Raw genomic sequence first — 14,044 nt, forward strand, 5'->3', positions numbered from 1 at the left:
CTCGCTTCCGGCCAGCGTAATGGTTCATTTCCCGGCGTGATTGTTTGCCGGACGCCGCCTGTTTAAGGTGGAGCCATCAGACAGACGCCAGCCGGAGACGCGATGACCAACACCAGCACGGGCCGCCAATGGAATACCCGCAGGGAAGCCAAGGCGCGCCGCAAGCAGAACGCCGCAGCCATTGCCGACGGCAAGGTGGTGCCGACCAGCGACATCGTCGCTTTCCTGGAGGCCGTGCTGGCGTCCGGCGACCGCGTGGTGCTGGAAGGCAACAACCAGAAGCAGGCTGACTTCCTGTCGCGCTCGCTGGCGCAGGTCGATCCCGCGCGCGTGAATGCGCTCCACATGATCATTCCCAGCGTCAGCCGGGTCGAGCAGCTCGACCTGTTCGAGCGCGGCATCGCGCGCAAGCTGGATTTCTCGTACGCGGGGGCGCAGAGCATCCGCATCTCGCAGTTCCTGGAGGACGGACAGCTCGAAGTGGGCGCGATCCATACCTACATCGAGCTGTATTCGCGGCTGTACGTGGACCTGGTGCCCAATGTGGTGCTGATCGCCGGCTACAAGGCCGATCGCCAGGGCAACCTCTACACCGGCCCGAGCACTGAAGATACGCCGGCGCTGGTCGAGGCCGCGGCATTCCGCGATGGGCTGGTGATCGCGCAGGTCAACGAGATCGTCGACGATCCCGCGGGCCTGCCGCGCGTCGACGTGCCGGGATCATGGATCGACTATGTGGTGCAGGCTGACAAGCCTTTCTTCTGCGAACCGCTGTTCACGCGTGACCCGCGGCTGATCAAGCCGGTCCACGTGCTGATGGCGATGATGGCGATCCGCGGCATCTACGAGCGCCACCAGGTGCAGTCGCTTAACCATGGCATCGGCTTCAATACCGCGGCGATCGAGCTGATCCTGCCGACCTACGGCGAGTCGCTCGGGCTGAAAGGCAAGATCTGCAAATACTGGACGCTCAACCCGCACCCGACGCTGATTCCGGCGATCGAGACCGGCTGGGTCGAGAGCGTGCACAGCTTCGGCAGCGAACTGGGCATGGAAGCCTACGTCGCCGCGCGGCCTGACGTCTTCTTTACCGGCGCGGACGGCTCCATGCGCTCGAACCGGGCCTTCTGCCAGCTGGCCGGCCAGTATGCGGTGGACCTGTTCATCGGCTCGACGCTGCAGATCGACGGCGACGGCCATTCGTCCACGGTGACGCGCGGGCGCTTGTCCGGTTTCGGCGGCGCGCCCAACATGGGCCACCAGCCGGGCGGGCGCCGCCACCCGACGCCTGCCTGGCTCGATTTGATCGAGACCGATGACCCGCTCGCGCGCGGCCGCAAGCTGGTGGTGCAGATGGTCGAGACCTTCCAGGCCGGCGGCAAGCCGACCTTCGTCGAATCGATGGATGCGGTCGAGGTCGCGCGCGAAAGCGGCATGCCGCTGGCCCCGGTGATGATCTACGGCGACGACGTCACGCACGTGCTGACCGAAGAAGGCATCGCCTACCTGTACAAGGCGCAATCGCTGGAGGAGCGGCGCCGCATGATTGCCGCCGTGGCCGGCGTCACGCCCATCGGCCTGAAGCACGATCCCGCCACCACGCGCCGGATGCGCAGCGACGGCCTGATCGCGTTGCCGGAAGACCTGGGCGTGCAGCGCAGCCAGGCCACGCGCAGCCTGCTGGCGGCCAAGAGCATGGCCGACCTGGTCGACTGGTCCGGCGGGCTTTACGAGCCGCCGGCACGCTTCCGGAGCTGGTGATGGCAGGCGCCACCGCAAGGATCCTGCAAGTGCAGGCCCCGTACGCGCCCGGGCTGCGCCCGGCGGCCTCCGCCCATGCCGAGGCGCTGGCGGGATTCGCCGTCTGCGCCATCGCGGAAGAGGCGCGGCTCTCGCCCAAGCCCGGCCTGGTCGACAGCCGCGGCAGCGGGGCCCATGCCGACCTGACCTTGCCGCTGATGCTGCGCTCGGCGCACGCGCTGGGGCCATCGTTTGCGGCCATGGCAGAGGCCGGCCTGCAGGCACCGCGGCTCGGCTATGGTCTGCGCGAACAACTGGGCGCGCTGGGCCGCGAGGCCGAGGCCGTGATGCTGTCCGCCACCGGTGGCGTCAACACGCATCGCGGCGCGATCTGGTGCATCGGCCTGCTGGTCGGAGCCGCGGCGCACGCGAGCGCGGCAGGGCTGGCCGCCAGTGCCGGGACCATCAGCGCGACGGCCGGCGCCATCGCCTCGCTGGCGGACCGGCACCGGCCGGTGCTCACCGGCAACAAGGGCGAACTCGCCTGCCTGGCCTACGGTGTGGGCGGCGCGCGGGCACAAGCACGAGCGGGCTTTCCGCATGTGACGCGGTTGGCGCTGCCGGCGCTGCGGCGCAGCCGCGCGCGCGGCGATACCGAATCGACGGCCCGCCTGAACGCACTGCTCGCGCTGATGAGCGAACTGGACGACACCTGCGTGCTGGCTAGGTCGGGGCGGCCCGGACTGGACTACATGCAGGCCGGCGCCAGGGCGGTGCTGTCGGCCGGCGGCGCGGGCACGGTGGCCGGGCGGCGCCACCTGCGCAGCCTCGACGCCGGCATGCTGGCCAGGCGGGCCTCGCCGGGCGGCGCGGCGGATCTGCTGGCCGCGACGATCTTCCTCGACCGGCTGTCACGGGACAGGACTGCCGACGTGACGGCCGCGAAAACGGCCGAGATAAGCGACTTCAGGGGACTTTGATGGAACAACTGCGATTTGAATTCCCGGCGGGGCAACCGGCCAGCGGACGCGTGCTGGTCGGCGTGGTGGGGTCGGGCGATCTCGAGGTAGTGGTCGAGCCGGGCCAGGGCGGCAAGACCACGGTGGAGGTCACTACCTCGGTCAATGGCTATGGCCGCGTCTGGGATGCGCAGCTCTCGCGCGTGTTTGCCGCAGAGCCGCGCGCATCGATGCAGATCCGCATCCACGACTTCGGCGCGACGCCGGGCGTGGTCGGCATGCGCCTGGCGGAGGCATTCGAAGCGCTGGGCGGCCCTCGGCAAGGAGATGGCGCATGAACACCGCGGAACTGCTGGCGCGCAACAGCTTTATCGAACTCGGCGCACGCGAGCGCGCGCGTGCATTGCTCGATCCGGGCACCTTCCGCGAACTGGCGGGCCCGTTCGATGGCCTGCAGTCGCCGTGGCTGCCGGCGCAGGGCGTGGTGCCGCAGAGCGATGACGGCGTGGTGGTGGCGAAGGGTCGCATCGACCGGATGCCGGTGGTGGTGCTGGCGATCGAAGGCGCGTTCCAGGGCGGCAGCATGGGCGAGGTCGGCGGCGCCAAGATTGCGGGCGCGCTGGAACTGGCGGCCGAAGACAACCGCCGCGGCGAACCCACGCGCGCGGTGCTGCTGCTGGAAACCGGCGGCGTGCGGCTGCAGGAGGCCAACCTTGGCCTGGCCGCGATTGCCGAGATCCATGCCGCGATCGTCGACCTGCGCCGGTACCAGCCGGTGGTCGGGGTGATCGCCGGGCAGGTGGGCTGCTTTGGCGGCATGTCGATCGCGGCCGGCCTGTGCAGCGCGCTGGTGATGACGCAGGAAGGGCGGCTGGGGCTGAACGGCCCGGCAGTGATCGAGCAGGAAGCGGGCATCGCCGAGTACGACTCGCGCGACCGGCCCTTTATCTGGAGCTTTACCGGCGGCGCGCAGCGCGTGGCCACCGGTTTCGCCGATGCGTATGTCGACGACGACTGCGACGCCATGCGCGCGCAGGTTGCCGCGCTGCTGCGCGAGCCGGTCGCCGCCAGCCATCGCAGCGAACAAGTCGCGCGGTACCTGGCCGCGCTGCACGCGTACGATGCCAGCGCCCAACCCACGCCCGCGCAGGTGCAGGCACTGTTCCAACGGGAGACCGACGCATGAACGCACCACTTCATCCCGCTGCCGCGCGCGAAGCCAGCCGCGGCGAGCGCTGGCTGCAGGCGCTGGCGCCCACGGCGTCGCGCCAGCCGGGCTATCCGGATTCCGTGCAGGTGGCCGACGGCGAACTGGCCGGCACCGCGGTGCGCTGGATTGCGCTGGTGCCCGATGCCGGCAGCCGCTTCCCGCGCGCGCGCAATGGCGAAGCCGGGCTGCTCGAAGGCTGGTCGCTGGCGCGCGCGGTGCGCGAGGCGATCGAGGCGGACCGCACCGCGCCGGTCAAGCGCGCCATCGTGGCGATCGTCGATACGCCCAGCCAGGCGTACGGCCGGCGCGAGGAGGCACTGGGTATCCACCAGTCGCTGGCCGGTGCGGTGGCCGCGTATGCCGAGGCACGCCTCGCCGGACACCCGGTGGTGGCGCTGATCGTCGGGCGGGCCATGTCGGGCGCCTTCCTCGCGCACGGCTACCAGGCCAATCGCATCATCGCGCTCAATGACCGGGGCGTGCTGGTGCATGCGATGGGCAAGGAGGCCGCCGCCCGCATCACCATGCGCACGGTCGAGGACCTGGAGGCGCTGGCGTCGACGGTGCCGCCGATGGCCTACGACATCGGGAACTTCGCCTCGCTGGGCATCCTGTGGCGGCTGATCGATGTTGAGTCGGCCAGTGCGCCGGTGGCGGCCGACGCGCACCTCGCGCGCGACACCATCCTCTCGGCGCTGGCCGACATCCGCCGCGACCCGTCGCAGGGCCTGCAAGGCCGCCTCGGCGGGGCCAACCGGAAGGCGTCGGCAGAGGTGCGCGCGTGCCTGTCGCGGCAATGGCAAGCCTGAATTTCCCGTCGCCCGCGCCGCACGACCTGGTCTGGCTGGACGACCCGGCCAGTGCCCTGGCGCGCGCTGCGCTGCCGGCATGGGTCTCTCTGCCGGCACTGCACGACACGCCGCTGGTCGTGCGGCGCGACGGCCGCCGGCCGGGCGAGATCCCGGTCGGCCTGCGCGGGCGCACGCGCGCAGAGCGCTTCGGCACGTGGATCGCGCCGTCGGCGATCCGCAGGCTCGTCACGCCGATGGACCTGGCCGCCCGGCGCGCCTGGCGCAAGCGACCGGAGCTGACGGCATTGCCCGCAATCCGCGCGCTCGAGGCCATCGCCGACCGGCTCGATGCCGCCGGCGTCCACTGGGGCGTGGCCGGCAGCGCGGGCTTCTCGCTCGCCTGCGCGCGCAACGTGCTGCATGCCGACAGCGACCTCGATCTGGTCGTGAAGGCGGACCGGCCACTGGCGGCCGGCCATCTCCAGTTGCTTGGCGAACTGCAGCGCACCGCGCCGGTCCGCGTCGACATCCAGATCGCGACGTCATACGGCGGTTTTTCGCTGCTGGAACGGCTGCGCAGCGGGGGCAGGGTGCTGCTGAAGACGGACCACGGCCCGTGCCTTTGCGACGATCCGTGGCAACCATCGCCATGCAAGTCCTGATCACGTTTCCCGGGCAGGGGACACAGCGCCCCGGCATGCTGAAGGACCTCCCAGCCGATCCGGCAGTGGCGGCGGTGCTGGCCGAAGCGGAGGAGGTCCTGAAAGTACCGGTGGCAGGCATGGATACGCCAGAGCACCTGCAATCCACGGTCTGGACGCAGCTATGCCTGCTGACGTCAGGCGTGGCGATGGCACGGTGCCTGGCCGCGCACGACGCCCGCGCCGACGCCGTGGCCGGACTTTCCATCGGCGCGTATGCCGCGGCGGTGACTGCCGGCGTGCTCTCCTTTGCCGATGCCTTGCGGCTGGTGCGCCTGCGCGGGGAACTGATGGCGCAGGCCTATCCCCGCGGCTATGGCATGACCGCCATCCTGGGGCTCGACCGGAACCGGCTCGCGCCGCTGGTGGCGCAGGTGTGCTCGCCGCAACGGCCGGTGTACCTGGCGAACTTCAACGCCCCGACGCAGATCGTGATCGCCGGCAGCGAGGCCGCGATGGCCGAGGTCTCGGCACTGGCGCTCGCCGCCGGCGCGCAGGCCGCCAAGCCGGTCGCCATCCACGTGCCTTCGCATTGCCCGCTGCTCGATGCCGCGGCGCATGCGCTGCAGCAGGCCATGCAGGGCGTGGCGCTGTGCGCGCCCTCGCTGCGCTACTTCAGCGCCAGCAAGGCGCGCGAGCTGCGCGACCCGAGCAGGATCGCCGACGACCTGGCGCTGAACATGGCCACGCCGGTGCGGTGGCACGAAACCATGCTGCTGGCACATGCCAATGGCGCCAGGCTGGTGGTGGAAGCGCCGCCGGGCGATGTGCTGACGCGCCTGGCGCAGCCAATGTTCGCCGACGGCATGCCGCTGGCGTGCGACAGGACGCGGCTGGACTCGATCGTGGCGCTGATGCGGCGCGGGCAGGCGAGTCCCTGAAAGCAAGCCCAGGCAAGGCCGGACTGAAACGACGCATTCGCGCCAGCTCCCGCTAGCGTCTGCCGCCGCGTCCGCCGCCAAAACCTCCGGCGCGCCCCCCGCCGAAGCCGCCGGCTCGGCCAGCGCCGTGCAGGCTCTGGTTCCCACGGCTGACGTCGCGCTGCACGGCACTGCCGCCGTGGCCCACGCCCTGGAAGCCGTTGTCGCGGCCGCCGGTTGCATCGCGCCCGCGGAAGCCGGCGCGGCCGGACGCATCGGCGGCGCTCCTGCCAAACCTTTCACGCGTGGCGCTGTCGCGGTAGGCAACCCCCTGGCGGTGCCGCGCGTCGTGCTGCCAGCGGCCTTTGTCCAGCTTGCTGGCGTCGAAGTTGCGGTCGATGTTGCGGGCCTTGTGGTGCTCCACATGGATGCCGCCGTTGTTCCAGTCGCAGTCGCCGAAGATGGCGATGGCCGCGGCCAGTCCGATGCCCCATGCGATGCCGCCAAGGAAGGCGTCGCCGGGATAATAGGGGCCGTAGGGCGGCCAATAGTAGTACGGATACCCGGCATAGCCCCAGCCGCCGTAGACAATGGCGGGGTCATACACCGGCACGTAGATCACGTCGGGCTGCGCGGGTTCGATGCGCACGATGGTCTGCTGCGTGGATTCGGCCGCCGTCGCTGGTTCAACGATCACGGTCTGCTGCGGACCCGACTTGAGGTGACCGGCTTGCTGGGCGCGAAGGCGCAGGCGTTGCACGGCAGCCATCACATCCTTCTGCTGGGCCAGGAAGGCATCGCCCAGCTTCTGGGTCCAGTCCAGCTTGTCGCCCATGGGTCCAAGGATCTGCGGAAAGGCCACCAGTGATTTCACGCTGACATCCCAGGTCTCGTTCTGCACCGCCTTGACCGCGGCATCGCCCTTCAGGTCCGGGTGTGCCTTGAGCCAGCGCGCGGCGAGCGCGACCTCCAGCGGATAGCTGGAGGCCATCAGGACCTGCGACAGCAGCGCATCGGGGTAGAGCGCGATCGGGGCGACCAGGGCCTCGATTTCCTCTGCCTTGTACGGTGCGGGTTCGCTCTGGGCCTGTGCCGCGCCGCCAGGCAGCGCGGACGCCGGCGTGGCGGCTGGCGGCCCGGCGCTCTGGCATCCCGCCAGTGCCAGGACGCCGCAGCAGACCATGGTGAGGATTCGATGGCTCATGGCGACACCCTCCTCCAGCCGGGCGCAGGGTCAAACGACTTCGTTGCTGCAGCCTTGGCCGCGCTGTTGGCACCAAGGTCGCGTTCATACACCTGCCCCTTGTGGCTGACGATGAAACTCATCACGCCGGTGTCGCCGTAGCGCACCGGCCAGGCCATGACCGCGAAGCCGCCGAACAGCTTGCCGTCGACGGCATAGTCCAGCGCACCGCCATCGGCGTGCGGCCCTTGCGCGGTCAGCAGCTTGTAGTGGTAGCCGTGGTAGCCGTCCTTGCTTGCATTGCGCGTGCCGGCGTCGCGGAAAGCCGGGCCGAGCGGGCTCGGTGACTCGTTCGAGGCGGTCGGCCAGTAGAGCCCGTCGTGCTTGCCCGGGGAACTGGACAGCCTGTTTGCGTAGACCAGCCGCTTCTCGCCATCGTGCATGGTCTGGGCGTATTCGGTTTGCGCATCGCAGATGGCCTGCATGGTCTGGATCACGGCAAGCTCGTTGCGGCCGATGCGGCGCACGCGCATTTCCTCGACGCCCGCCCGTGTGTCGAATTGCCAGCCGCCTGACGACCTGACCAGCGGCACCGGCAGGGTCCAGCCATCGTCGCCGACAGCGATGAAGGCATGCTTGTCCGTCTGCTGCAAGCGATGCGTTTGCGCCCAGGCACTATCGAACCGCTTCCGCACTTCGGCGCCGGCCGGCGGAATGATGTCGCGGAATCCTGGACCGAGCATCCGGCGCATGGCCGCCTCGTCGTCAGCGCGCACCGCCTGGCCAAAGGCCGCCATCGCCGCATCGGGCGAGTCGAAGACCTGGCGCGCCAGGACAGGTGCCGCACCCAGTGCGAGCAGTGCAAGTAGCGACAGCAGGCGGAGGCAGGCCCCGGCCGCGCCAGGCGAAAAACCCCGGGATCGCGATATTGCCAACCTATGCGATGGGCTCGGTTCGTTGGGCATGGCTGCAGGCTCCGTTTCAAAGCAATAGCGGCACGCCGATCGCCAGGAACGCGGCGATGTAGATCACGCCGAAGATGGCGCCAAGCCTCCAGTAGTCACCGGCAGGCAGGTAGCCGCTGCCGAAGTACACCGGGCTCGGACCGGTGCCGTAGGGTGTCAGGATGCCCATGATGCCAAGCGTCAGGGCCAGCATCAGCGCAAAGGATTCCATCGGCAGGCCGGGGATGGTCGAGCCGACGCTGAGCATGACCGGAAGCATTGCCGTGGTATGGGCGGTGACGCTGGCGAACAGGTAGTGCGTGAAATAGAAGATCAGCACCAGCGTTACCGCGGCCGTCATCGGCGACAGGCCGCTCATGTGGCCTGCCATGGTGTCGGCAAACCATTTGACGAAGCCGGTCCGGGTGAGGCCGTCCGCCAGCGCGATCAGCGTCGCAAACCAGGCGAGGGTATTCCACGCCTGCTTGTTGGCGAGCATGTCGTCCCAGGTCACGACACCGGTCACCAGCATCAGGGCAATGACCATCAACGCCGCGGTGGTCGCATTGACGTGCTTGTCCCCGAAGATCCACAGCGCCAGCGCGATCAGCACCAGCAATGCAAGCAACCGCTCGTGCCGGCCTGGCGGGCCCATCTTCTGCAGTTCCTGTGCCGCCCAGGCCGGCACTTCGGTGCCTTGCTTCACTTCCGGCGGGTACAGCAAGTACGCGAGGAGCGGCACCGCCAGCAACAACAGGATGCCTACCGGCGCGAAGGCCATGAACCACCGCATCCAGCTCAGGTCGACCTGGACCGTCTTGCGGATCAGTTCGGCGGCGAGCAGGTTGGGCGCCAGCGCGGTGAGGAACATCGAACTGGTCGTGCACGTGGTGGCGATGGCGGTCCACATGATGTACGAGCCGATCCGCCGCGCCGACGGATCGTTCGGCTTCGAGTCATAGAGGGGCGGCAGGTTGCGGATGACAGGAAAGATCGTGCCGCCGCTGCGCGCGGTATTGGAAGGGGTGAACGGCGCCAGCAATGCATCGGCCATCATCACCGCATAGCCCAGCGTCAGCGTCCTGTGGCCCATGGCGCGCACCAGCAACAAGGCGATGCGCCGCCCCAGTCCGGTTTTTTCGTATCCCAGGGCGAACATGAAGGCGCCGAAGATCAGCCACACCGTGCTGTTGGCGAATCCGGAAAGCGCCCACGCCAGGGCCGCGTTCGCAGGATTGAAGCCTGGCTTTGCGAGCTGCTCGGGGCTGTAGAACACCCATTCGCACAGCACGGTCACCAGCGTCACCGCCAGCAGGCCGATTGCGGCACCGGGGATGGGCTCGAGCATCAGCCCGACGATGACGCCCACAAAGATCGCGAAATACAGCCACGCGTGCAGTGCCAGCCCCTCGGGCGCCGGGATCAGGGCGACCACGATCGCTGCAAGGACGGGCGCAAGCGCCATCAGCCAGGTTTCCATTACGGCTCCCTTAGGCAAAGACCTTTGGTGTGCTAAGGTTTTATATGACCTTTTCGACCGCGGCGCCAGTGTGAGGTTGGCGCCGCCGATTCCACGGGGCACGCGATGGTACGTCTGAGCATCGAAGGGCGGCAGATCGAAGCACCGCCAAACTGCTCCATCCTGCAGGCCTTCCTGCACGCCGGGGAAACGCTGGTCGAAGGCGTGGGTTGCATGGGCCAGGGCGTGTGCGGCTCGTGCCGCGTCATGGTGCGGCGCAGCGGCGAGCAGGACGTGCGTACGGCGCTGGCCTGCGAAACGCTGGTCGAAGACGGCATGCAGGTCGCCTTCCTGGACTATTTCACGGCGTCGGAGCGGCACGTCTATCGCATGGACGAGATCGGCGAGAGCTGGGAGGCCTTGCGGACGATCGCCACGACCTTCCCCGAAGCTGCGCATTGCCGCCACTGCAGCGGATGCGACCGCGCCTGCCCGAAGGAACTCGCGGTCCAGCAGGGCGTGCAATTCGCCGTGGAAGGCAAGCTCACGGCGGCCAGCCAGGTCTTCGACGAATGCGTCATGTGCAACCTCTGCACGCTGGCCTGCCCGGAACACATCCGCCCCAATCATCTCGGCCTGTTCGTGCGGCGCATGATCGCGGCGCAGACGCTGCGTCCCGCCAATCTCATGCTGCGCCTGCAGCAGATCGAAAGCGGCGCGATGACGATCGACTTCGACGCACCCGGCGCGCAGCCGCCGCGCTGACGGGGGCAAGCGACCATGCCGACCGGCATCCCATACGACGAAGCGCGCCGGCGCTACCGGCCCGGCGTGGCCGCGGCGATGCGCAGCGACGACGTCAGCGCCGAAGCACTGCTCAAGGGCTATCACCCTGACCACGGGCCGAATGCGCGCGTCGCGCTGGCCGTTGGCGTGAACCGCGGCGAACCCTGCCAGCCGGATCTGGCGCGCTGCCTGCAGGCTAACGCGCTGATCGACGATGTCGACATCGCCGGCGCGCAGCTGGTCTCCACCGATGTGCTGATCATCGGCGGCGGCGGGGGCGGCTGCGCGGCGGCACTCACCGCCGCCGGCCAGGGCGCGCAGGTGATCCTTGCCACCAAGCTGCGCCTTGGCGACAGCAATACCGTCATGGCCGAGGGCGGTATCCAGGCGGCCATCGGCGAGGATGACAGTCCCCAGCTGCACTTCGAGGACACCTTGCGCGCCGGGCATTTCCGCGGCGAGCCCGAGCTTGTCGCGCAGATGGTGATGGACGGACCCGATGTGATCCGCTGGCTGATCCGGCTGGGCATGATGTTCGACCAGGAAGAGGACCGGCCCTTTGGCGGCAACCTGCTGCGCAAGAAGCCGGGCGGGGCGTCGGCCGCGCGCATCCTGTCCTATCGCGACTACACCGGGCTGGAGATGATGCGCGTGCTGCGCGAGGCGGTAGACCTGGAACCCGGGATTGCGGTGTGGAACCGCTGCCCCGCGGTCGAGCTGCTGTCCGACGAACGCGACCGCTGCGCCGGCGCCGTGATCTACAACCTTGAATGGCGCACCTTCATGCTGGTGCGCGCGCGTGCCGTAATTCTCGCCACCGGCGGGGCGGGGCGCCTGCACCTGAATGGCTTCCCCACGTCCAATCACTACGGCGCTACCGCGGACGGCCTGGTGCTTGCCTATCGGCTCGGCGCGCGGCTGCGCGAGCTCGATTCGTTCCAGTACCACCCCACCGGCATCGCCTACCCGCCGCACCTGGCAGGCGGCCTGATCTCGGAGGCGGCGCGCTCGGCCGGCGCCCGGCTGATCAACGGCGAAGGCGAGCGCTTCGTCGATGAACTCAAGGCACGCGACATCGTGGCGTCGGCCATCCTGAGCGAATGCGCGCAGGGCCGCGGCATCGAGCGGGGCGGACAAGTCGGGGTTTTCCTCGACACGCCGACGCTGGAGCTGGAGAACCCCGGCATCCTGGCCAGGCGGCTGGTCACGCTGCGCCATCTCGCCCGCAAGTGCGGACAGGATGCGGCGCAGGAGCCTTTCCTGGTCTATCCGACCCTGCATTACCAGAATGGTGGCGTTGCCATCGACAAGGACGGCGCGACCAGCGTGCCGGGACTGTATTGCGTGGGCGAGGTCACGGGCGGCATCCACGGGCGCAACCGGCTGATGGGCAACGCGCTGCTCGACATCCTGAGCATGGGCCGGCGTGCCGGAGCCAGCGCGGCGCAGGCAGGCCGCGCCGCGATGGCCGTGCGCGCCGGCATCGGCCATGTGCATGCGTGGCAGCGGGAACTGACGCTGGCCGGGCTGCCACTGCACGTCAAGGCACCGCAGCTGTTCCCCGGCTACGCGCATTTCGACCTGCGTGTCGATGCCGGATTGCGCGCCGGCGTACGGGGCCGCACGGTCGGCGGCACGCGGTGACCGATCCACGGGGCGCGCGATGGAACACCTGAATCAGGTACTGCTCAACGAGGAAATCCGTGTCGGTGCGGACCTGGAGGGCTGGCTTGCGCGGGGCGGCGGAGAGGGGCTGGCCAGGGCGCTGCGCGATCCCGCCACGATCATCGCCGAAATCGAACAGGCGGACCTGCGCGGCATGGGCGGCGCGGGCTTCGCGACGCATCGCAAATGGGCTCCGGTGGCAGCTGCCCCGGATGGCGACAAATACATCATCTGCAACGGCAACGAAGACGAGCCAGGGACGTTCAAGGACCGGTTCCTGCTGGAGCACACGCCGCACCAGGTGATCGAGGGCGCGTTGATCGCCGCGGCCGCCACCCGTGCCAACCATGTCGTGGTGTACGTCAATCCGCACCAGCCACTGGCCCTGGACATGACGCGCCAGGCAGTGCAGCAGTGGCAGGCGCACGCGCAGTTCGCCGAACTGGTGCAACTGGTAGGCGGGCCCGTTTCGCTCGGCGTCGTGCCGAGCTCCGGCTTGTACATCGGCGGCGAGGAAACCGCGGTGATCGCGAGCGTCGAGGGCGGATTCCCGTTCCCGCGCCGCAAGCCGCCTTTTCCGGCCCAGCACGGCGTGCATGGCGCACCAACCGTCGTCAACAACACCGAGACGCTGGCCCACGTGCCCGGCATCATGCGCCACGGGGCGCAGTGGTATCGCAGCCTCGGCATCGGCAACGCCGCGGGCACGAAGCTGTATTCGTTGTCGGGCGACGTGTTGCGGCCCGGTCTGTATGAGCTGCCGATGGGCACGAGCCTGGAGACCCTGGTGTTCGGGCATGGCGGCGGCATGCTCCAGGGCAAGGAATTCAAGGCGGTGTTTACCGGCGGGCCCTCCAATACCTTGCTGACCAAGCGCGATCTCGACGTGGCACTGGACTTCGATTCCGTACGGCAGCGGCGCTCGCGGCTGGGGACCGGTGCGATGATCGTGGTGTCGGAGGGCACCAGCATCGTCCGCAAGGTGGCCGAGTACGTCAGCTTCTTCGCACAGGGTTCATGCGGCCAGTGTCCGCCCTGCAAGGGCGGGACCTTCCAGCTGATGCGCCTGCTCAATCGCATCGATACCGGCCGCGGCGTGCGCGCCGACCTGGAAGCGTTGGAAAACCTGTGCCGCATCCTTCCCGGCAGCGGACGCTGCGGCCTGATCGACGGCGCCGTGACGGTGGTGGACAGCTCCCTCGATCAGTTCCGGGAAGAATATGAGGCGCTTCTGATGGCATAGTCGCGCGCCGGCCGGCTGGCCGGGCGACTACTGGAAGAGGAGAGTACCACCATGAAGTCCACGCGCATTGCCCTGATTGCCGCTGCCATGCTGACGCTGGCGGGCTGCACCTACTATGGCTATCCGCCCACGGCAGGCGCGCCGGCCAGCTACGACCGTTCGTTCTATGCCGCCGCGGATGCCATGCGCGACCAGGGCCTGGTGATCGACAGGCAGGACGCGATGGCCGGCACGGTCGTCGGCAGGAAAGACGGCGACACCGTCACGGCCACTGTCCGCCAGCAGGGCGATGGCAGCGTACGGGTGGAGTTCAATGCCTCAAGCACGCGCGATCCCGGCCTGATCGAGCGCGTTTCCCGCAGCTATGACCGCCGCATGGGACGCTGAAAGCCGCCGCGGCAGGCCATAGCAGTCACCGGATCTCGTCCCGGGCCCGGCAACGGCAGGGCTTGCGCAGCGGGAGCCTGGAGCCTGGAGCCACGGGTTTGTCCCGCTTGACAGTA

14 protein-coding genes are annotated in these 14,044 nt (G+C 68.9%); 11 read left to right on the plus strand and 3 right to left on the minus strand.

The annotated features are described in order from the left end of the window. The first annotated feature begins 102 nt into the window (after positions 1–102). The 7 genes from mdcA to mdcH are packed head-to-tail and all read left to right on the plus strand — an operon-like array spanning position 103 to position 6,282. Positions 103–1,761, plus strand: coding sequence for a malonate decarboxylase subunit alpha (mdcA, locus tag VSR71_RS17500; protein ID WP_342915114.1), 1,659 nt, complete (start codon positions 103–105; stop codon positions 1,759–1,761). Then, complete coding sequence (locus VSR71_RS17505) at positions 1,761–2,720, plus strand: triphosphoribosyl-dephospho-CoA synthase (protein WP_342915115.1); 960 nt, start codon at positions 1,761–1,763, stop codon at positions 2,718–2,720. Before mdcA ends, VSR71_RS17505 begins: the two co-directional genes overlap by 1 nt. Further along, entirely contained in the window at positions 2,720–3,037 is a 318-nt protein-coding gene (locus VSR71_RS17510) for a malonate decarboxylase subunit delta (protein WP_342915116.1), read from the plus strand. The genes VSR71_RS17505 and VSR71_RS17510 overlap by 1 nt, the downstream gene beginning before the upstream one ends. Then, positions 3,034–3,885 carry a biotin-independent malonate decarboxylase subunit beta gene (locus VSR71_RS17515; protein ID WP_342915117.1) on the plus strand — a complete coding sequence of 284 codons (852 nt, stop codon included), beginning with the start codon at positions 3,034–3,036 and terminating at the stop codon, positions 3,883–3,885. Before VSR71_RS17510 ends, VSR71_RS17515 begins: the two co-directional genes overlap by 4 nt. Then, complete coding sequence (mdcE, locus tag VSR71_RS17520) at positions 3,882–4,718, plus strand: biotin-independent malonate decarboxylase subunit gamma (protein ID WP_342915118.1); 837 nt, start codon at positions 3,882–3,884, stop codon at positions 4,716–4,718. The genes VSR71_RS17515 and mdcE overlap by 4 nt, the downstream gene beginning before the upstream one ends. Beyond that, the gene (locus VSR71_RS17525; protein WP_342915119.1) at positions 4,691–5,362 is read left to right on the plus strand and encodes a malonate decarboxylase holo-ACP synthase; all 672 of its coding nucleotides are present in this window, start codon (positions 4,691–4,693) and stop codon (positions 5,360–5,362) included. Before mdcE ends, VSR71_RS17525 begins: the two co-directional genes overlap by 28 nt. After that, on the plus strand, positions 5,350–6,282 hold the full coding sequence (gene mdcH, locus VSR71_RS17530; RefSeq protein ID WP_342915120.1) for a malonate decarboxylase subunit epsilon: 933 nt from the start codon (positions 5,350–5,352) through the stop codon (positions 6,280–6,282). Before VSR71_RS17525 ends, mdcH begins: the two co-directional genes overlap by 13 nt. Positions 6,283–6,334: 52 nt before the next feature. On the opposite strand, the gene VSR71_RS17535 is transcribed toward mdcH, so the two are convergent. The 3 genes from VSR71_RS17535 to VSR71_RS17545 are packed head-to-tail and all read right to left on the minus strand — an operon-like array spanning position 6,335 to position 9,868. Beyond that, positions 6,335–7,465 carry a DUF3300 domain-containing protein gene (locus tag VSR71_RS17535; protein WP_342915121.1) on the minus strand — a complete coding sequence of 377 codons (1,131 nt, stop codon included), beginning with the start codon at positions 7,463–7,465 and terminating at the stop codon, positions 6,335–6,337. Continuing rightward, entirely contained in the window at positions 7,462–8,409 is a 948-nt protein-coding gene (locus VSR71_RS17540) for a DUF2950 domain-containing protein (protein WP_342915122.1), read from the minus strand. The genes VSR71_RS17535 and VSR71_RS17540 overlap by 4 nt, the downstream gene beginning before the upstream one ends. Before the next feature lie 16 nt (positions 8,410–8,425). After that, positions 8,426–9,868, minus strand: coding sequence for an anion permease (locus VSR71_RS17545; RefSeq protein WP_342915123.1), 1,443 nt, complete (start codon positions 9,866–9,868; stop codon positions 8,426–8,428). A gap of 105 nt (positions 9,869–9,973) precedes the next feature. Here VSR71_RS17545 and VSR71_RS17550 point away from each other — a divergent pair, with 105 nt between their 5' ends. From VSR71_RS17550 to VSR71_RS17565, 4 genes are read left to right on the plus strand one after another with little or no spacing between them, the layout of a single operon-like run. Beyond that, entirely contained in the window at positions 9,974–10,612 is a 639-nt protein-coding gene (locus tag VSR71_RS17550) for a 2Fe-2S iron-sulfur cluster-binding protein (RefSeq protein ID WP_342915124.1), read from the plus strand. Positions 10,613–10,627: 15 nt separating this feature from the next. Continuing rightward, complete coding sequence (locus VSR71_RS17555) at positions 10,628–12,277, plus strand: FAD-binding protein (protein ID WP_342915125.1); 1,650 nt, start codon at positions 10,628–10,630, stop codon at positions 12,275–12,277. Positions 12,278–12,296: 19 nt separating this feature from the next. Then, positions 12,297–13,541 (plus strand): complex I 51 kDa subunit family protein, encoded by a 1,245-nt coding sequence (locus VSR71_RS17560; protein WP_342915126.1) that lies wholly within the window; start codon positions 12,297–12,299, stop codon positions 13,539–13,541. A 51-nt stretch (positions 13,542–13,592) separates the two neighbouring features. Further along, positions 13,593–13,928: a hypothetical protein gene (locus VSR71_RS17565; protein WP_342915127.1), complete on the plus strand. Its 336-nt coding sequence runs from the start codon at positions 13,593–13,595 to the stop codon at positions 13,926–13,928. The last annotated feature ends 116 nt before the right edge of the window (positions 13,929–14,044 follow it).

Source organism: Cupriavidus oxalaticus (assembly GCF_038900635.1).
GTDB lineage: Bacteria > Pseudomonadota > Gammaproteobacteria > Burkholderiales > Burkholderiaceae > Cupriavidus > Cupriavidus oxalaticus_B.

Excerpts from the sequence above, each read along its gene's own strand:
- mdcA (WP_342915114.1), top strand. The coding sequence starts at position 103 with ATGACCAACACCAGCACGGGCCGCCAATGGAATACCCGCAGGGAAGCC.
- VSR71_RS17505 (WP_342915115.1), top strand. The coding sequence starts at position 1,761 with ATGGCAGGCGCCACCGCAAGGATCCTGCAAGTGCAGGCCCCGTACGCG.
- VSR71_RS17510 (WP_342915116.1), top strand. The coding sequence starts at position 2,720 with ATGGAACAACTGCGATTTGAATTCCCGGCGGGGCAACCGGCCAGCGGA.
- VSR71_RS17515 (WP_342915117.1), top strand. The coding sequence starts at position 3,034 with ATGAACACCGCGGAACTGCTGGCGCGCAACAGCTTTATCGAACTCGGC.
- mdcE (WP_342915118.1), top strand. The coding sequence starts at position 3,882 with ATGAACGCACCACTTCATCCCGCTGCCGCGCGCGAAGCCAGCCGCGGC.
- mdcH (WP_342915120.1), top strand. The coding sequence starts at position 5,350 with ATGCAAGTCCTGATCACGTTTCCCGGGCAGGGGACACAGCGCCCCGGC.
- VSR71_RS17535 (WP_342915121.1), bottom strand. The coding sequence starts at position 7,465 with ATGAGCCATCGAATCCTCACCATGGTCTGCTGCGGCGTCCTGGCACTG.
- VSR71_RS17540 (WP_342915122.1), bottom strand. The coding sequence starts at position 8,409 with ATGCCCAACGAACCGAGCCCATCGCATAGGTTGGCAATATCGCGATCC.
- VSR71_RS17545 (WP_342915123.1), bottom strand. The coding sequence starts at position 9,868 with ATGGAAACCTGGCTGATGGCGCTTGCGCCCGTCCTTGCAGCGATCGTG.
- VSR71_RS17550 (WP_342915124.1), top strand. The coding sequence starts at position 9,974 with ATGGTACGTCTGAGCATCGAAGGGCGGCAGATCGAAGCACCGCCAAAC.
- VSR71_RS17555 (WP_342915125.1), top strand. The coding sequence starts at position 10,628 with ATGCCGACCGGCATCCCATACGACGAAGCGCGCCGGCGCTACCGGCCC.
- VSR71_RS17560 (WP_342915126.1), top strand. The coding sequence starts at position 12,297 with ATGGAACACCTGAATCAGGTACTGCTCAACGAGGAAATCCGTGTCGGT.
- VSR71_RS17565 (WP_342915127.1), top strand. The coding sequence starts at position 13,593 with ATGAAGTCCACGCGCATTGCCCTGATTGCCGCTGCCATGCTGACGCTG.